This is a genomic window from Dechloromonas aromatica RCB (assembly GCF_000012425.1).
In genome coordinates this window covers 3,385,407-3,402,947 of record NC_007298.1, presented here as the reverse complement: position 1 = coordinate 3,402,947, position 17,541 = coordinate 3,385,407, and the positions used below count along the sequence as shown (strand labels likewise).

21 protein-coding genes are annotated in these 17,541 nt (G+C 60.9%); 9 read left to right on the top strand and 12 right to left on the bottom strand.

The annotated features are described in order from the left end of the window. Positions 1-13: 13 nt before the first annotated feature. Together DARO_RS16190 and mutL are read right to left on the bottom strand one after the other, a co-directional pair. Positions 14-598 (bottom strand): DinB family protein, encoded by a 585-nt coding sequence (locus DARO_RS16190; RefSeq protein ID WP_011288891.1) that lies wholly within the window; start codon positions 596-598, stop codon positions 14-16. A gap of 79 nt (positions 599-677) precedes the next feature. After that, complete coding sequence (gene mutL / locus DARO_RS16185; RefSeq protein WP_041225128.1) at positions 678-2,501, bottom strand: DNA mismatch repair endonuclease MutL; 1,824 nt, start codon at positions 2,499-2,501, stop codon at positions 678-680. Positions 2,502-2,544: 43 nt separating this feature from the next. Here mutL and DARO_RS16180 point away from each other — a divergent pair, with 43 nt between their 5' ends. The 7 genes from DARO_RS16180 to DARO_RS16150 all read left to right on the top strand — a co-directional run bounded on the left by DARO_RS16180 (position 2,545) and on the right by DARO_RS16150 (position 10,319). Then, a complete protein-coding gene (locus DARO_RS16180; RefSeq protein WP_011288889.1) occupies positions 2,545-3,186 on the top strand; it encodes a DedA family protein in 642 nt (213 codons plus the stop codon). After that, a complete protein-coding gene (locus DARO_RS16175; protein WP_011288888.1) occupies positions 3,186-3,893 on the top strand; it encodes a hypothetical protein in 708 nt (235 codons plus the stop codon). The genes DARO_RS16180 and DARO_RS16175 overlap by 1 nt, the downstream gene beginning before the upstream one ends. Then, positions 3,890-4,537 (top strand): phosphoribosylglycinamide formyltransferase, encoded by a 648-nt coding sequence (gene purN / locus DARO_RS16170; protein WP_011288887.1) that lies wholly within the window; start codon positions 3,890-3,892, stop codon positions 4,535-4,537. The genes DARO_RS16175 and purN overlap by 4 nt, the downstream gene beginning before the upstream one ends. 6 nt (positions 4,538-4,543) lie before the next feature. Beyond that, positions 4,544-5,518 carry a DUF3108 domain-containing protein gene (locus DARO_RS16165; protein WP_011288886.1) on the top strand — a complete coding sequence of 325 codons (975 nt, stop codon included), beginning with the start codon at positions 4,544-4,546 and terminating at the stop codon, positions 5,516-5,518. Continuing rightward, positions 5,515-6,777, top strand: coding sequence for an RsmB/NOP family class I SAM-dependent RNA methyltransferase (locus tag DARO_RS16160; RefSeq protein ID WP_011288885.1), 1,263 nt, complete (start codon positions 5,515-5,517; stop codon positions 6,775-6,777). The genes DARO_RS16165 and DARO_RS16160 overlap by 4 nt, the downstream gene beginning before the upstream one ends. Beyond that, positions 6,774-8,036: a mechanosensitive ion channel domain-containing protein gene (locus DARO_RS16155; protein WP_011288884.1), complete on the top strand. Its 1,263-nt coding sequence runs from the start codon at positions 6,774-6,776 to the stop codon at positions 8,034-8,036. The genes DARO_RS16160 and DARO_RS16155 overlap by 4 nt, the downstream gene beginning before the upstream one ends. A gap of 138 nt (positions 8,037-8,174) precedes the next feature. Then, positions 8,175-10,319: a TonB-dependent receptor domain-containing protein gene (locus DARO_RS16150; RefSeq protein WP_011288883.1), complete on the top strand. Its 2,145-nt coding sequence runs from the start codon at positions 8,175-8,177 to the stop codon at positions 10,317-10,319. 12 nt (positions 10,320-10,331) lie between these two features. Here the strand turns inward: DARO_RS16150 and DARO_RS16145 are convergent, their stop codons facing one another. The 6 genes from DARO_RS16145 to DARO_RS16120 form a co-directional block, all read right to left on the bottom strand. Then, positions 10,332-11,060, bottom strand: a complete 729-nt coding sequence (locus DARO_RS16145; RefSeq protein ID WP_011288882.1) for a cytochrome c biogenesis CcdA family protein — start codon at positions 11,058-11,060, stop codon at positions 10,332-10,334. A gap of 16 nt (positions 11,061-11,076) precedes the next feature. Then, positions 11,077-11,448 carry a thioredoxin family protein gene (locus DARO_RS16140; RefSeq protein ID WP_011288881.1) on the bottom strand — a complete coding sequence of 124 codons (372 nt, stop codon included), beginning with the start codon at positions 11,446-11,448 and terminating at the stop codon, positions 11,077-11,079. 74 nt (positions 11,449-11,522) lie between these two features. Further along, positions 11,523-12,263 carry an HvfC family RiPP maturation protein gene (locus DARO_RS16135; RefSeq protein WP_011288880.1) on the bottom strand — a complete coding sequence of 247 codons (741 nt, stop codon included), beginning with the start codon at positions 12,261-12,263 and terminating at the stop codon, positions 11,523-11,525. Next, complete coding sequence (locus tag DARO_RS16130; RefSeq protein WP_011288879.1) at positions 12,263-13,105, bottom strand: HvfB family MNIO-type RiPP peptide maturase; 843 nt, start codon at positions 13,103-13,105, stop codon at positions 12,263-12,265. The genes DARO_RS16135 and DARO_RS16130 overlap by 1 nt, the downstream gene beginning before the upstream one ends. Before the next feature lie 68 nt (positions 13,106-13,173). Continuing rightward, on the bottom strand, positions 13,174-13,506 hold the full coding sequence (locus tag DARO_RS16125; protein WP_011288878.1) for a hypothetical protein: 333 nt from the start codon (positions 13,504-13,506) through the stop codon (positions 13,174-13,176). 31 nt (positions 13,507-13,537) lie between these two features. Continuing rightward, complete coding sequence (locus tag DARO_RS16120; RefSeq protein ID WP_041224458.1) at positions 13,538-13,717, bottom strand: zf-HC2 domain-containing protein; 180 nt, start codon at positions 13,715-13,717, stop codon at positions 13,538-13,540. 124 nt (positions 13,718-13,841) lie between these two features. Here DARO_RS16120 and DARO_RS16115 point away from each other — a divergent pair, with 124 nt between their 5' ends. Both DARO_RS16115 and DARO_RS16110 read left to right on the top strand, forming a co-directional pair. After that, complete coding sequence (locus DARO_RS16115) at positions 13,842-14,405, top strand: sigma-70 family RNA polymerase sigma factor (RefSeq protein WP_041224456.1); 564 nt, start codon at positions 13,842-13,844, stop codon at positions 14,403-14,405. Between the two features lie 157 nt (positions 14,406-14,562). Beyond that, positions 14,563-14,841: a hypothetical protein gene (locus tag DARO_RS16110; RefSeq protein WP_011288875.1), complete on the top strand. Its 279-nt coding sequence runs from the start codon at positions 14,563-14,565 to the stop codon at positions 14,839-14,841. 105 nt (positions 14,842-14,946) lie between these two features. Here the strand turns inward: DARO_RS16110 and DARO_RS16105 are convergent, their stop codons facing one another. The 4 genes from DARO_RS16105 to DARO_RS16095 form a co-directional block, all read right to left on the bottom strand. After that, the gene (locus DARO_RS16105) at positions 14,947-15,126 is read right to left on the bottom strand and encodes a hypothetical protein (protein WP_011288874.1); all 180 of its coding nucleotides are present in this window, start codon (positions 15,124-15,126) and stop codon (positions 14,947-14,949) included. After that, positions 15,126-15,275: a hypothetical protein gene (locus DARO_RS23165; protein ID WP_198134058.1), complete on the bottom strand. Its 150-nt coding sequence runs from the start codon at positions 15,273-15,275 to the stop codon at positions 15,126-15,128. The genes DARO_RS16105 and DARO_RS23165 overlap by 1 nt, the downstream gene beginning before the upstream one ends. A gap of 106 nt (positions 15,276-15,381) precedes the next feature. Beyond that, positions 15,382-16,818 carry an ATP-binding protein gene (locus tag DARO_RS16100; RefSeq protein WP_011288873.1) on the bottom strand — a complete coding sequence of 479 codons (1,437 nt, stop codon included), beginning with the start codon at positions 16,816-16,818 and terminating at the stop codon, positions 15,382-15,384. Beyond that, positions 16,805-17,509: a winged helix-turn-helix domain-containing protein gene (locus DARO_RS16095; RefSeq protein ID WP_011288872.1), complete on the bottom strand. Its 705-nt coding sequence runs from the start codon at positions 17,507-17,509 to the stop codon at positions 16,805-16,807. The genes DARO_RS16100 and DARO_RS16095 overlap by 14 nt, the downstream gene beginning before the upstream one ends. Between the last annotated feature and the right edge of the window lie 32 nt (positions 17,510-17,541).

Here is a 17,541-nt window from a genome sequence, read left to right as displayed (position 1 = left end):
CGCGTTCAGGCGGCTAGTCGGGGCGCGTTTGTCTGGCGACAATACGCTGCATCTGGCGCCGATGTGCCATGGTATGCATGGCGGCCAGCGCGTGCCAGCCGCGCAGATCGAGCTGGCCAAACCAGGGATGGGCGTGGCGCAGGGTGGTGCGCAAGCCACCCAGTCCGTCGATCAACCGGGCATAGTCATCGACCGCAGCTCGCAGCAAGGCGTGCTGTTCAAACCCGGCGCTTGGCACCGGCTTGACCTCGGCGATCCGCAGTTCTCGCCCAAAGGACGTGTCGTCCGATAGCGCTTCAGCCAGCTCCCGTATGCCGGTATCCACGATGACCAGATGCTGCAGCACCATGTTGGCCGACCAGCAACGGCTGCTGTCTTCCAGCCCGGTTACGCGCGGCAGCAATACCGGCTGACTGGCCAGCAATTCGGGCAGGCTGGCCGCCAGCGCAAGGGTGGCTTCGGTTTCCCGGCGTAGCCAGCGGGTCAGGGTATCTTTGCTCAAGAAAATGCTCAACGCCTTGAGCAGCGCGCTGGAAAACCAGCGTTCCAGCGTTGGTAGGCCGGCACCGGGAGGGGCAAGGTTAGTGGGTTTGGTCATGCTGAGTATTGACTGAGTCCCAGCAAATTAGGCTAGAAGCGCTCAAACCAAGGCTCGTCGAAACTTCGGAGGACATGAATTACTGCCCGCGTAGGAAAAGCTTGTCGAGCTGATCCATCGTCAGTTCCGTCCATGTCGGCCGACCGTGGTTGCATTGGCCGGCGCGTTCGGTTTCTTCCATCTGGCGGAGCAGGGCGTTCATTTCCGGCACGGTCAGCTGGCGGCGGGCGCGGACGGCGCCGTGGCAGGCCATGGTGGCCAGCAGTTCGTTGCGGCGGGCGGTGGCGAGCTGGGTGATGCCGTGTTCGCGCAGTTCGGCAATCAGGGATTTGGCCAGTGCAGCGGGGTCGCCGGACTGGAGCAGGGCGGGAACGGCGCGGACGCCCAATTGGTTGGGGCCGAGCGGAGTAATCTGGAAACCGAGGTCGGCCAGCGCGTCGGCGTGTTCTTCGACGGCGGCGATGTCGAGCGGGTCGGCCGAGAAAACGGCCGGGATCAGCAGCGCCTGGGTGGCGATCTGGCGGTTGTCGAAGGCAGTCTTCAGTTTTTCGTAGAGGATGCGCTCGTGCGCGGCATGCATGTCGATCAGGATCAGGCCGCGGGCATTCTGGGCGAGGATGTAGATGCCATGCAGCTGGGCAAGCGCATAGCCGAGCGGCGGGCCATCGCTGCCGGTGCTTTCAATGGGCTGGAATTGCGGGGCGACTTCACTGCGCGGGGCCGGTGACTGGCCGATGTCCTGCGCGGCACGGGCGAAGGCGAGATAGGCGGCAGCGGCCGGTTCGGCGACGCCGAGGCTGCCTTGATGGCGCAGCGGCGGGGCGTATTCGACATTTGGCCGATTTTCCGGGCTTAGTGCAGGCGCTTGGTATTCGCTGCTTGGCGTAGCGCGCTCGATCAGTGCGGGAGCAGCTTCTGCCTGCACCGGCGCGGCCAGCGTGCGCTGGATGGCGTGGAAGACGAACTGGTGCATGGCACGCGAATCGCGGAAGCGGACTTCGGTCTTGGCCGGGTGCACATTGACGTCGACCAGTGCCGGGTCGATATTGACGAACAGGCAGACGGCCGGCTGGCGGCTTCCATGCAGTACATCGCGATAGGCTTCACGCAGGGCGTGGCTGATGATCTTGTCACGGACGAAACGGCCATTGACGAAGACATACTGGCCGTCCTTGGCATCGGTAGCACGGGTCGGGTCGATGGCGAAGCCGCCAATCGACAGCGCGCCGGTACCGGCATCGACGGCGCGGGCTGCGCCGAGGAATTCGTCGCCGAGGATGTCGGCGATGCGCCGGGGGGCATCGGCCGGGGCGAGCTGGAACAGGTTGCGGCCGTTGTGGGTCAGACTGATCGCGACATCCGGGCGGGTCAGCGCCAGGCGCTTGACGGCGTCGGCGCAGTGGGCGAACTCGGTACTTTCCGATTTTAAAAACTTGCGGCGGGCCGGGGTGTTGAAATAGAGGTCGCGCATTTCGACGACGGTTCCGGCCATCAGGGCGGCCGGTTCCGGTTCGGCACCAGGTTCGCCGCGCAGTTTCCAGGCATGCGCCGCACCGCGTTCGCGGCTGGTGATGCTGAGGCGGGCGACGGAAGCGACCGAAGCCAGTGCCTCTCCGCGAAAACCGAGGGTGCCGACGCGCTCAAGATCGTCGAGGCTGGAAATCTTCGAGGTGGCATGGCGGGTCAGGGCCAGCGCCAGTTCATCCCTGGCAATGCCGCAACCGTCGTCGGTGATGCGGATCAACTTGACGCCGCCTTCCTCCAGATGGACCTGGATGGCCTTGCTGCCTGCATCGAGGCTGTTTTCGAGCAGTTCCTTGAGGACGGAGGCGGGTCTTTCGACCACTTCGCCAGCGGCAATCTGGCTGATCAGCAGGTCGGGGAGGCGGGCAATGGTCGGCATCGGCGCATTATAATGCGGCCACATTCAAAGCCCGGCGTCACACATGGAACTCCTGCCTCAATTCTTCGATATCGTTCTGCACCTCGACAAGCATCTGGCCATTCTGGTGCAGCAGCATGGGCTGTGGATCTACGGCATCCTGTTCTTTATTGTTTTTGCAGAAACCGGTTTTGTCGTGACGCCCTTCCTGCCTGGCGATTCGCTGCTCTTCGTGGCTGGCGCGCTGGCTGCCATCGGCGAGGGCGGCATGGATATCTTCACGCTGATCGGCGTACTGACGGCGGCGGCAGCGATTGGTAACACGGTCAATTACCAGATCGGCCGCTTCCTCGGGCCGAAGGTCTTTCACTGGGAAAACTCGCGTTTCTTCAACCGCGATGCGCTGGTCAAGACACACGCTTTCTACGAGAAACATGGCGGCAAGACGCTGGTCATCTCGCGCTTTCTACCGCTGTTCCGCACCTTCGCCCCCTTCGTGGCCGGCATCGGTTCGATGAGCTATACCCGCTTTACGCTGTTCAACCTGATCGGCGCGCTGGGTTGGGTCGTTTCGCTGTGCCTGGCCGGCTACTGGCTGGGCAACATGCCATGGGTGAAAGCCAATCTGTCGTTGATCATCGTCGGCATCATCGTGTCTTCATTGATTCCCATCGGCTGGGGTTACCTGAAGAGCAAGGAAGCCTGATGCGCTGGCTGGCCATCTTTTTCGCAGCCGTGGCGATGATGGCCTGCTCGACCAAACTGGGCAAGGACGGTCGGATCGAGTCCACGGTCGACGTCAAATATCTGGTCAAATCCGAAGTGGATCGCATCGCCGATACCAATCGGGGCGAGGTGGTGAATGGACTGCTGCTGATCGCCGACAAGCTCTACAAGCGCAATCCCAAGGAATGGAAAAAGAGCGGCGCAGCCAGCCGCGAGGCGGCGGTCGAACGCCTGCGTCAGCGCCAGTTCCGTAGCTGGCCGGAGTTCAACGGTCAGCGCGAGGGCGCGGTGGCCTCGCTGGCCTTCACCGAGGCTTATGCCGGTGACCGTGTCATGGCACTGGTTTTCGGGCTGCTGACCATGGTTGATGCGGCTTTCGAGCACAAGGAAGAGTTCTATATCCTCGACAGCCTGAACGAAATGAAGCTCTATAACAGCGCCCGCAACATGGATGTCGCGGTCTGGAAGCTCGGCCATGACCGTAACGCGGCGGGCGAACTGTTCCTGCTTTCCAACGAGCTGGACCCGGCCAACCGCAATCTGTCGTTCGAGCGCGAATTCGGCCGCGTCATGGGCTTGCTCGATTTCATGGCCCAGATCGTGGCCGACCGCAATGGGCGCGGTCTTTCCCGGCTGACCCATGCGGTGGTCAGCACTATTTTCTTACCGGTGAGTTTTTTGAAATGAAGAATATCGTCATCCTGATTTCCGGTCGTGGCAGCAACCTGGAGGCGCTGATTGCCGCCCGGGAGGCTGGAAGTCTGCCCGTCAACATCGCCGCCGTGATCAGCAACCGGCCTGAGGCCATGGGGCTGGAGACGGCAGCCAAAGCCGGGATTACCACCCACTTCATCAACCATAAGGCCTTCGCCGGGCGCGAGGCTTTTGATGCTGCGCTGGCCGAATGTATCGACACCTTCGCGCCCGATCTTGTGGTGCTGGCCGGCTTCATGCGCATCCTCAGTGATGGCTTCGTGCGCCACTACGAGGGGCGGTTGATGAACATCCACCCGTCGCTGCTGCCGTCCTTCCCCGGCCTGCACACGCATCAGCGGGCGCTGGAAGAAGGCGTGCGCATCCACGGCTGCACGGTCCATTTTGTGACGCCGACGCTGGATCACGGTCCGGTGATCATCCAGGCGGCCGTACCGGTACTCGACAACGACAGCGAAGAAAGCCTGTCGGCCCGTGTGTTGCGCCAGGAGCACCTGGTTTATCCGCAGGCGGTGCGCTGGTTTGCCGAGGACAAGTTGACGCTGGAAAACGGCCGTGTCCGGCTGGCGGCGGAACTGGCCGACCATGCGGTTTTGATCTCGCCCGAGATCCGCTAAGACGTCATGCCCCTGGCGTTCGTTCTCGCGCTGGCTGCTTCGCTGGGTATTCATGCCGCCGCGCTGTTCGGGACGGATATTGAACTGTTTGGTGGGGCAAGCGACGAGCCGGTTGTGCTGCGCGCCGAGTTGCAGCCGCCACCGGCAGTCGCTCCCAAGCCAGCGGCCGAGAGCAAACCGGTGGTCAAGCCTGTGGCAAAACATCGTCCAAAACCGGCCAGGCCCGGGCCGCTGACCAGCAGCAAGGACGTGGCCGATACGCCGGTAGCGCCGGCCACTGAAACGCTTCCCGAAACCGCGCCGGAAACGCCAGAGACGACTGCCGTGCCCGTCCCGGAGCCGGTCAAGCCGCTGCTGCCGGCCAAGGGCACCATCCGCTTCATGATCACCATGGGCGCGCAGGGCTTCCAGATTGGTCGAGCCGAGCACACCTGGGAGTTCACCGAAGACGGTCACTACCACCTGAGCGGCATGACTGAAACCAGCGGCTTGGTCGCCCTGTTCAAGTCGGTGCGCTTCGAGAACGAAAGTCGCGGCAAGCTGGTGGCCGGCGGCTTGCAACCCGAACAATATCTGACGCGCAAGAACGGCAAGGATGCCAACGAAAATGCCGATTTTGACTGGCCCAACGCCGCCGTTCGCCTCTCCCGTGACGGCAACGTGCGCCCATTGGCACCCGGCGCTCAGGACATCCTGTCGCTGAACTACCATCTGGCTTACATCAAGCAGCCGGAAGCCGGGGCCACCCTCGGCGTCGTGACCGGCAAGAAATATGACCGCTACGCCCTCGATTCGCTGGGCGAAGAGGAAATCGACACGCCGGCCGGCCATTTCCGCACGCTGCACCTGCGCGCCATGACCGATACCGTCACTGAAATCTGGATTGCACTCGATCGGCACCGCCTGCCGGTTAAAATCCGCTTTACCGACAAGAAGGGCGACATTTACGAACAAGTCGCCACCGAGATAGGAACACCATGAAAGCCCGTTTCACACCCGCCCTGTTTGCCCATGCCGAAGCTGTCCTCGGCCAGTTGCTGCGTTTCGATCATCCGGCCGATGCCGTGGTTTCACGCTATTTCCGCGATCATCGCGAACTTGGCCATGCCGACCGCGCCTTCGTCGCTGAAACGGTCTTCGCTGTGCTGCGCCGGGGGCGGAGCCTGGAAGCGCGCTGTGGTGGCCAGATGTCCGACCGTCACCGCCTGCTGGCGGCGCTGGCCGTGGCGCGTGGCTGGAGCCAGCGCGAACTGGCACCGGTCCTCAAGGCAAGCGAAGAGGAATGGTTGTCCGGGGTCAAGGCGGTGCGCGAAGAAGACTTGCCGCCAGCCGTTCGCTGTGATCTGCCGGACTGGCTCTACCAGCGCCTCGAAGCCCAGTTTGGTGCTGAAGAAACGCTGCTCCTGTCGAAAGCGCTGAATCAGCCGGCCCCGCTCGATCTGCGCGTCAATACGCTGAAAATGAACCGTGAGGTGCTGCTGGAAAAACTGGCAGCCGACGGTATTGCCGCTGAAGCCGCCCCCTTGTCGCCGATGGCCGTCCGCCTGCGCGACAAGCCGGCCCTGGCCAAGACCGCATTATTCCTCGAAGGCGCTTATGAAGTGCAGGACGAAGGCAGCCAGTTGCTCGGCTACCTGATGGAGCCCAAGCGCGGTGAAATGGTGGTCGATTTCTGCGCCGGTGCCGGCGGCAAGACGCTGCTGCTCGGCGCCTTGATGCGCAATACCGGGCGCCTCTACGCCTTTGATGTTTCTGACAAGCGCCTCGCCAACCTGAAGCCCCGACTGGCCCGTTCCGGCCTGTCCAACGTCCATCCGGCCCGCATCGAACACGAGCGCGACACCAAGATCAAGCGCCTGGCCGGCAAGGCTGACCGGGTGCTGGTCGATGCGCCGTGTTCCGGTCTCGGCACGCTGCGCCGCAATCCCGACCTGAAATGGCGGCAGAGCGAAACTTCGGTCGCCGAACTGACGGTCAAACAAGCCTCGATTCTCGAAGCGGCAGCCAAGCTGGTTCGCCCCGGCGGCCGTCTGGTCTATGCCACCTGCAGCCTGCTGAGTGCGGAAAACGACGAAATCATCGCCGCTTTCCTGGAAAAGCATCCCGATTTCACGCTGACTCCGGCTTCGGCCGTGCTCGCCAAGCAGGACATCGCCTACGAGGGTGACGTGCTGCGTTTGCTGCCGCATAAACACAATACCGACGGTTTCTTCGCGGCCATTCTGGATAAAAAGGCATGAGTGAAAAGAGTCCGGCCCTGCGCCTGATCAACGATCTGCTGGCAGATTTCCGCGACCCGGAATTCATCTGGCAGGTGGTCGCACTGGTTGCGTGTCTAGGCTTGGCTTTTCTGGTGGCGCGCTGGTGGCAGGGGCGCCATGCCGAAGGCGCCGGCCGTTTCTCCGACGCCGGTTCCCGACTGGCGTTTCCGATAAGCGGCATGGTGCTGGCCGGCCTGACCATCGCCACGCTGGGTACGCTGATTCACGTCAATCTGCTCAAACTGGCCATGCCGCTGCTCGGTTCGATGGCCTTGGTGCGCGGTGTCATTTTCGTGCTACGGCAGGCCTTTCCCCGGGCGACCTGGCTGACGGCGTGGGAGCGCATCATCGCCGCCACGGTCTGGGTCTGGCTGGCGCTGTACATCACCGATCTGGCGCCGTATGTCATTGATGCCATGGAAGGGGTGGAATTTCATGTCGGCAAGCAGCACGTCGATTTGTGGACCATCCTGCGGGCCGTGGCGACCATCTTCCTGACCGTGGTTTTCGCCCTGTGGATTGCTGGCGTGATCGAGGCGAAGCTGATGCGCCTGCATACGCTCGATGCCAATCTGCGCATCGTCGGTGTTCGGGTCGCCAAGGCTGGCCTGACGGTCATTGCCATCCTGACCAGTCTGGCCCTGGTCGGCATCGACATGACGGCGCTCTCGGTGTTCACCGGTGCCCTTGGTGTAGGACTCGGCCTGGGCTTGCAGAAGATCGCCAGCAATTACGTCTCCGGCTTCATCATCCTGCTTGATCGTTCCATCCGTATCGGCAATATCGTGCAGGTTGGCAGCGACAGCGGCGAAGTCACGCAAATCACCACACGCTACACTGTGCTCAAGCATTCGGGCGGCACCGAATTCATTGTGCCGAACGAAACGCTGATCGGCACCACGGTACAGAACCAGACCTACTCCAATACGCAAATCCGCCTGGCGACGACGCTTGGCGTCGCCTACGACAGTGATCTGGATCTTGCCTGCCGCCTGATGACTGACGCCGCCGCCGCCCATTCCCGCGTGCTGGTTGAGCCGGCACCCAAGGCCTTCCTGACCCAGTTCGCCGATAGCAGCATTAACCTCGAACTTGGCTTCTGGATTGGCGACCCGGAAGAGGGCAAGGGCAACATCGTTTCCGACGTCAATTTCGCCATCTGGCGGGCCTTCAAGGCGCATGGTATCGCCATTCCCTTCCCGCAACGGGAAGTGAGAATGCTGAACGAGACGAGGTAATACCCTAGGCGTCAGGGACGGAGGGGGAAGGTAAATCTTTGTTAAAATCCAGCCCTTCGCAATCGACAAGTCCTTGTTTTGTTTCAGCCTGGGTGAGTGTTTAGCCTCCTCGCTGGGTTGTTCTGGCAGAAGAGCTAAGTGAAAAAACCTGAAACGCGAATTCCGCTGTGCCTGCGACAGGCGACTTTGCTCGTCGCCACGGCGCTCGCCTTCCCCGCATGCGCCGAGGAAAACCTGTTTTTCAGCGAGATGCCGATCATCGCTTCGGTCAGTCGTTTGCCACAACAGCTGTCCGAAACACCGGCCTCGGTCACGGTGATCGATCAGGAAATGATCCGGGCTTCCGGTATGCGGACGGTTGAAGACCTGCTACGGCTGGTGCCCGGCTTTCAGGTGACTTCGCATAATCAGGATCCGGCCATCGTCGCCTATCACGGGCTGAACTATGGCTTGTCCAGCGAGGAGTACGGGCCGCGGGTCCAGGTGCTGGTCGATGGTCGTTCCCAGTACTCCCCACTCTTCAAGTCCGGGGTGAACTGGAATCTGTTGCCGGTGGCGCTGGAGAACATCGAACGTATCGAGGTCATTCGCGGTTCGAACACCGTTTCCTACGGTTCGAATGCCTTCATGGGGGTGATCAACATCATCACGATGGACCCTGCCCTGACCAAAGGCTGGATGGTTTCGGCCAACCACGGCAACAACGGAATTCGTGATGAAGTCTTGCGCTGGGGCGGCAGCCTCGGTGACGCCAATCTCCGCTTCACGGCGCGCTCATTTCAGGATGACGGTTTTCAGTATGGCTACTACAGCGGCCGATGGACTTATTCTCCGGATAACCGCCAATCGCAATTATTCGATCTGCGGGCAGATATTCCGCTGACTGATCGTGACGAACTGCAATTGACAGGAACCTTTGCGCGCGACATGTCGCAGTATGGCCGGCCCGGCAGTCCGGTCAACGACCCCATCCGTAATCTCGAACAGTATTCGGCAGCCTTCGGCATCCTGTGGCGCCGAACCCTCTCTGCAACCGAAGAAACCAAGCTGCGCTATGGCTATAACGATGATCGGGCACAGGGGCCATTCCGTACCAGGGTGAACTTCACGACCAATCGCGTTGCGCCGGCATCGGTCACCTTTTTTCCAGGCGTTGATCCGGGGGGGCGCTCGCAGCAGCATGAGCTTGAGTTCGAGCATCTGCTTTCCCCGCGTAAGGATCTGCGATTCATGTGGGGGCTTGGACTCAAATCCACTTCCGTGCAGTCGTACGAGCAGTTCTCGTCAACGGAGTGGAAGAGCCGGTTCGCCTATCGTGCATTCGGAAATCTCGAATACCGCCTGATGGACCCCCTGCTCTTCAATCTGGGGGGCAGTTACGAACACGACAATATCAGCGGCGATATGTTTGATCCGAGGGCGAGTGTGAGCTTTCACGTGATGCCCGGGCATACCATCCGCCTCGTTGCCTCGCGGGCGCATCGCAACCCCAGCCTGTATGAGGCGGCAGGGCACTCGGAGCGACGCGATATCGGCGGGACTGGCCTGGTCGACATTCTCTACTATGCCCAGGGCGTCAAACCCGAGCAGATCGACACACTTGAACTCGGCTATCTGGCCGAGTTGAAGGAATATCGGGCCACTGCGGATGTCAGGGTATTCAGCGAGAGGATTCCCAATTACATCCAGATATTGCCGCTGGCATTGCCCGCCAGCATGCCTGATGACAGAGAAACCTCCGCTCCGTTCGGAGGTCTGCGGATGAATGCGGTGAATTACGCCGTGTTTCCCAACGGCCGTGCCGACAGTGCCGTCAACCTGGAAAATGTCCGTATCCAGGGTTACGAATATCAGTTGAACTGGCGCCCCTTCGAAACGACCCGGTTGATGTACGGTAATTCACTGATTTGCGTGACAGCTGACTTTACCGATATTTCACGGATTGCCGATGACTTCAACAACGGACCCAAGATCATTCGCCAGACCCGCGATTCGGCACCCACCCACTCGCAAACGGCCATGCTGATTCAGAAGCTGCCCTACGACCTTACCGCGTCAATCATGTATTTCCGGGCTTCGCCCATGCGTTGGCGGCGGAACGACGATTATCCGATCGAAGCCAGCGAGCGGATCGACTGGCGCCTGGCCAAAGCCTTCCGTTTAGGCCCGATGGGCGGAGAACTCGCCTACATTGCGCAGATGGTCAATGAGCAGCAGCAGGGACGGACGATCAATCGTTTGGCGGATCGCGTTCACTGGTTGTCGCTGCGCCTCAATTTCTGATCGACAGCAAGCTCAGAACAACGTCGTTGCCTGCACCCAGGCATCAGGGAGCAGTGAAACGACCTGTGTTTCCAGCCACTTGTCAGCGCCGGAAAGAATGGCTAGCCCGGTCAGCAGGATCAGCACGCCAAACGCCTTCTTGATTCCGTCGATGCGGGCCAGTACCCAGCCACGTGCCGCACTGAAACCACGGCGGGATGCATAGGCGACGGCAATCAGCGGGATTGCCGCACCGATACCAAACAATCCGAGGACGGTGCCACCGCGCAGCGCACCGCCTTCGCTGGCCACCAGCGTCAGGGCCGAGGCGAGCAGTGGGCCTGAGCACGGGCTCCAGACCAGACCGAGCACACCACCCAGCAATAGTGCGCCGCTCAGTGAACCGCCGTCGAGCCTGGCTGAAGCGGCGTTGGCACTGGAGGCGATGGGCAGCATCCATTCCGTGAAGCGTCGATTCAGTGCCGGGACCAGCATGACCAGGCCGAAGGTGATCAACAGCCAGGCGCCGAACAGGCGCACGCTGTCGGAATCGATGCCAAGCGCCGGGCCGAGAGCGCCGAGTAGTACGCCGATCAGCGCGAAGGAAATGGCCATGCCGAGGCCCATCGCCAGCGGCGCCAGCCGGTTGGCCTGCACGGCACCACCGATGACCAGCGGCAGGATGGGGAAGACGCAGGGGGAGAGCGTCGTCAAGCTGCCGGCAACGAGGCTGAGGCCAAGGTGAGCAAGTGGGATGTCCATGATGCTTGTCCGGTACCTATTTGGTGCTGTCGAGCAGGGCGCGCAGCGCCTTGGGATCGGTCTCGCCGGCCAGCCTGGCCTTTTCGACAGCACCCTTGTAGGCGATCAGCGTCGATTGCGTGCGAACGCCGAGCTGACGCTTCAATTCGCGCTCCTTGTCGTAATCGACCAGCAGCAAGGTTCCCGGTACAGATGCATCACCCTTCCAGCTATTGAGCACTTTGTCCTGTGCCCTGCAGGTTGGGCACCAATCGGCATGAAAGTGCAGGGTGACCGACTCACCGGCTTTCTGCTTGGCGGCCAGGGTATCAGCCGAGTAGGGCTGGATGTCGAGCGCGAAAGCGAGATTCGCCGCAGCGGACAGGGCAAGGATGGCGATGGTTTTCATGATTATTCTCCGTTGGGATTGGGTAATCATTAGTCGCCAATGCAGCGAAAAACTTACAGCCCAACTGAGGTTTTTCAGGCGAGGCTGCCGAGAATGATCCCTTGCCGGCGCAGGTCGTCGAGCAGTGCGGCGCCGTGGGTCAGTAGTTGCTCAGGGGCGGGGTGTTGCAATTCGCCGGCGATCTGGCGGATCGCCGCCTCACCGCGGCTCGGCGCGGCGGCGAGCAGGCTGAGCAGGCGGCCGGTAACGGCGTTGATCTGGCTGAACTGCACCTTGTCGTCTCTATCGCGATAGACGACGAGGTGGGTCGCCTGCGGCTTGCGCGGTCGGTAATCCTGGCAGATGCGGTGCACCGGCCAGCCATAGGCCAGGTTGAGCATTGCCGGGTTGAGAGCGACAGTATTTCTCAGTAAATCCCCTGCTGGGTCATAGGCCGGTGTCGGGTGGTCCATCACGTCGACCGCCAGCTCAGCCCATTCGTAATGCGTCAGTTCGGCCAGCCAGGCCGGCCGCGGCTGGCTGATCTCGCCTTCGGCCAGGTAGCGGATGAATTCACGGGGGATTTCCCTGAACCAAGGCGTATGCAGCGGCCAGTCGCGATAGAAAGTCCGGATTAGCCGGCGCCAGCGTTTTTCGCCCAGCATCGTCCGGCTGACCGGGAAGCAGGCGTCGACAAAGCCACCAATGTTGTTGAACAGCAGTTCCGTATAAACTGCCATTCGCCTAGCCGGGATACCCGTCGGGCGCGGCGCATGATGCGGATCGCGCAGGTGGCGGGCGAATTCGCGCTGAAATTGCTGGAAGTCGGCGTTCATCAAGCGACTCTCCGGCCAATGGCGGCGGCCTGAAAACGGGTGATCTGCTCGACTTCTGCGGTCAAGGCCGACAAATCGGGAATGTTGAAGTCACGTTCCAGGCAGGTCGGCACTGTGCCGCCGATGCGGGTGTAGGCCGCTTCAAGCAGCGACCAGACCGGGTCGATGACTTCGGCGCCATGGGTGTCGATCAACAAGCCATCCGGTTCGACGTAATGGCCGGCAACATGCACGTAGCAGGTGCGTTCGAGCGGCAGGGAAGCCATGAAGGCCAGCGGGTCGAAGCCAAAATTCCGGCTGTTGACGTAGATGTTGTTGACGTCGAGATGCAGCAGGCAGTCGGCCTCACGGACGATGGCATTGATAAATTCTGCCTCGGTCATTTCGGCCCCCGGCGGCGAGAGGTAGTAGGAGGCGTTCTCGATGCCGATCCGCATGCCGAGAATGTCCTGAGCCCGCTTGATGCGGTCGGCCGTCCATTCGACCGCTTTTTCCGTCAGTGGAATCGGTAGCAGGTCGTAGAGGTGGCTATCGTCCGCACACCACGACAGATGTTCGGTGTACAGCGTCATGCCGTGTTCGGTCATGAAGGCCTTGATGCGCCGGAGCAGGCTTTCGTCCAAAGGCCCCGGTCCGCCGAGCGATAGCGACAGGCCGTGGCAGACGAAGGGGTAGCGTTCAGTGAATTGGCGCAGATCCTTGGTGGAGCGCCCGCCCATGCCGGCCCAGTTTTCCGGGGCGATCTCGAAAAAGCGGATGGCCTCCGGCACGCCGGCTTTCAGTGCTGCGATCAGTTCGCGGCGAAAGCCGAGACCGGCACCGTGAGCGTGGCGTGGCAACATTCGATTGATTCCCATTGAGCAGAAAAGCGGGCAGGGCGAACCCTGCGCCGCAGCCGATCAGCGCAGCCTTATTTGTTGGCGCCGCAGGAGGCGTCTTTTTTCTTGTCCGCGCCGCATTTGGCTTCAGTCGATTTCTTGGCTGCGCCACAGGAGGCATCCTTCTTTTTGTCGGCGCCACACTTCGCTTCGGCTGCCTTTTTTTCGGCACCGCATTTGGCCTCCATTTTCTTGTCGCCGCCGCAGCTACCGTCCTTCATCTTGGTATCGGCCTGGGCCAGTTGATAGCCGGCTTCCAGCTTGGTGGCGCCAAACGGATTTTCGCCGGCGTGGGCAGCCGGACTCAGGGCAATGGCAGCAAAGGCGGAACCGACGGCCAGGGAAACGATATTTTGCTTTTTCATGATTTTCTCCGTTGTGATTGAGGTGCTTGGATCAGTCTTTTTGACTCATCCAGGCGCCCATTGCCTGACGCATGAACGCAAACTGTTTTTCAGCCCGTCGGCAGCCGACACACATCGCCAGGTGCAAACGATATTGGAGGCGCTCGCCAAAGCTGAGCTGGCGTTCCAGTTGAAGCGAGGCGAGGCGGGTGGCTTCCTTGCAGCTGATCATTTCAGTTCCTGTGTTACGTCGAGGCTTTGGGGGCCTGCTCAATTAGTCGGCGGAAGCATCAAAACCTTACAAAATATTTTCCAGTATGATCCCCGGCCAGCAACCTCATCGAGTGGACACGCCCTTGGACCCCCTGCACGACCCCGAGTTTCTCACAGACCTGCGTCGCGACATGCTGCGCTTTGCCGAGATGCAACTGCGCAATCGGGCACAAGCCGAAGACGCAGTTCAGGAGGCGCTGACCGGCGCCCTGCTGGGGCGGGAAAGCTTTGCCTCGCGGGCTTCCTTACGCACCTGGGTGCTCTCCATCCTAAAGAACAAGATCATCGATGTGCTGCGGGCCAAGGTTCGCGAAAATGTGGTCGCGGATGTCGAAAATGATGACGATCTGAACGCCTATTTCAATGATCGCCAGCACTGGGCCGAAGATACCCGGCCATCGGAATGGCAGACGCCGCAGCAGGCGATGGAGAACAAGCGTTTCTGGGAGGTTTTCGAGGCATGCCTCTACCGCCTGCCGGATGCCAGCGCCCGCATCTTCACCATGCGCGAAGTGCTTGGTTTCGATACCGACGAGATCTGCCAGACCCTGGCAATCACCAGCAACAACTGCTGGGTTCAGTTGCACCGTGCCCGGCTGGCGCTGCGCGCCTGTCTCGGCGCCAACTGGTTTGGCGAGGCAGCCTAAGCGGCTTCAGTCAATCGCCCACCGCAAGCAGCCACTTGTCTGAATGCGGCAGCCCGGTGAGAACGGCTTTGACTGCTGGTCTTTTTTTTCCACGGTCATTTCCCGGTAATGCCTGGCGTCGATAATCGGAAGATGACTTGGCGAAGATTTTTCATCCATGATTAGAAATGCCGTTGCATTGTGGCGCGGCTACGTCATGCTGGTGCGCCGCCTACCGCAGGCAACAGGCTTTATGTTCGCGGCACGCTCACGCTGGGGCCGCGCGTTCAAGGTTTTTCTCTTCGCGGTTGGCGTTGTCCTGCCCCTCGGATCTCTCATCTGGGTCTTGCTGTTCTGGCATGGCAACGGTGTTCTAGGCGCCTATGTTTCAGGGCTCGCCGGGAAACCGGCTGCCGTACATCACGCGCCTTCTCCATTGCCTGCCACGGCTGATTAGGCGGCTAAGGGCATCAATTCGGCCGGACAAAAAAGACCCCGCCACGAGGGCGGGGTAACAGGGAGGTCTCGAATCGGGGGGTATTCGAGAGGAGGGTAAACAGGTTCAGCGCTTGTTTGGGCGCTTCAACAGCTTCCGGGCAATGGCAATTATTGCCCCGGCGGCGATGGCGGCAACGGCTGCCTTGAGCGGTTCCGCCTGGCCTTCGGCCAGCCAGTCGAAGCCGGTGATGCCGACGAATACACCGAGCGATTCGCTGATCGGCAGGTTGTCGGCAAAGGCCATTAGCGATCCTCGCCGACGGTGGCGGTGGCCAACAGCGCTTGGGCTGGAGCCAACTCGAACAGGTACTGGCGGGTAGCTTCGATAAATTGTTTGATATTCATTTTGATCATTTCCTCGTTATCCTCTTGATGGGATTGCTTTTCTTCCATGCCTTGCATTCTAGAGGGGCGATGGCCAGCCGTCTGTTGCGCGAGCGTTGCGCCGAGGTAACGGGTTTTGATCTTCTGTAACGCTTTGTGACGAAGCGGGAAAGCCCTACTGCTGCGCCTTCCAGGACAGCGTAAAGCGGGCGCCGCCGAGAGGAGAAGCGTCGGCAATGGCGGTGCCGCCATGCAACTCCAGTACGCGACGGGCAATGGCCAGACCCAGGCCGTAGCCGCCCGTCGATCGGTCGCGTGAACGGTCGAGGCGGGTAAAGGCTGAAAAGATGTGTTCGCGCTCTTCCAGCGGAATGCCGATGCCATCGTCGTCGACGTGGATCTGTATATTTTCGCCAACCAGCTCCGCGTTGACCGAGATACGCTTGCTGGCGTATTTGAAGGCATTGCGCAGCAGGTTGCGCAGGGCGTAGGGCATCGCCTTGCGGTCAAGATCGACGAACAGGTTTTCTGGCAGTTTTCCGGTATCGACGACCACCTCAAGCTGACGGCCCAGCAGGCGGACCGCGTCGACTTCGTCGCTTAGCCACTCGGCGAATTTGACGCTGGAAAAGTGCGCTTGCGGCGCTTCGCGCTCGAAGCGGGCGTAGGTCAGACTGGTATCGATCAGCTGGTCGAGCTCGTCGAGGTCAGCTTCCATCATGGCCCACAGGCGTTCGCGCTCATCGCGTTGCTCGGTTTCGGACAGCATTTCCAGGGCAAAACGCATGCGGGCAATCGGCGTGCGCAGCTCGTGCGAGATACCGCAGGAAAGTTCGCGATGAGTGGCCAGCAGCTGTCGTATACGGTCTGCCATGCTGTTCATGGTGTCGGAAAGCGGGGCAAAGAGCTGCGTGCGGGCGGCCGGTGAGCGGGCATCGAAATGGCCGTCACCGAGATCGCGGGCCGTCTGGCGCAGCGCTTCAAGGTCACGCCAGATGGGGCGAATCCAGAACCAGAGAGCGATGGCGAAAATGACGCCAATCAGGCTCCAGGTCAGCAGGCGCAGCCGTAATTCGAGCGGCAGGCGGTCTTTTAGTTCGGGATTACGATTCGATGCCAGCGGGCCGACGACGAGAACCTGGCTCGATGTGCCGAGTCGGTGATACATGATGTCGCCATCATGGTCGATGGCGATATCGCCGGCGTCGAGCTTGATCACCTGAGAGGGGGTCAGTTTGCTATCGAGCGTGATCCGTTCGACGATGCCCAGGTTGTAGGAGAATTTCTCGTCGATATCCTTGATCTTTTTCTGCCATTCCCGGCGCGGATGGTGGAACAGTTCATCTTCAATCAGCGTAATCGTGCCGCGCATGAAGCGCCGCGCGTAATCATCGGTAATGCCGCGCTGGGCGGTAGAGATGACGAAGTCGGCGGTAAAGGCGATGGCGACGAAGGAGCCCATCGCCAGCAGGTAGAAATTGAAGAACAGCTTGGACAGGCTGTAGCGACTGCCACGCCAGCGCGGTAGCGAGACCCGGAATAGTGAGCGGGCCAGTCCCTGATTGTGCTCCTTGGCGCCTGAATCTTCAGGCGTCGGTTCAGTTCCAGTCATGCTTGCTGAACAGGTAACCCTTGCCACGGACGGTCTTGATGCGGGTCGGGTTTTCCGGGTCGTCGTTCAATTTCTTGCGCAGACGTGAAATTCGGGCGTCAATGGAGCGATCCAGGCCATCGAAACCGATACCGCGCAATTCCTGCAGCAGGTCGTCGCGTGACAGTACGTTGCCGGCGTGGGAGGCGAGTAGCCACAGCAGATCGAATTCGGCCGTGGTCAGGTCGATGGTCTGGCCGGCCAGTGCGGCGGTTCGCGTTGCCTGGCTGATCTTGAACTGGCCGAACAGCATGCTCTCCGATTCTCCGCTGCCGCCTTCGCCGGCCACAGGCAATCGACGCAGCAGGGCCTTGATGCGAGCAAGCAGGACGCGCGGCTGGACCGGCTTGGCAATGTAGTCGTCGGCACCCATCTCCAGGCCGAGAATCTGGTCGAAATCCTCATCACGGGCGGTCAGCATCAGGATCACGCCGCGGAATTGCGAGCGAACCGCCCGACAAACCTCGAAGCCGTCCTTGCCGGGCAACATCACGTCGAGAATCACCAGGTCGGGCTGTTCGGCGAGAATGCGCGCTTCGGCGGTGTCGCCGCGGGGCTCGATGCTCACTTCCAGATCGTTCTTGGTCAGATATTCGGCCGTCAGTTCGGCCAGGCGTTCGTCGTCTTCGACAAGCAGTATGCGTGTGTTCATCCGGTAATCTTAACGGGCTGCCGGGCGCCGGT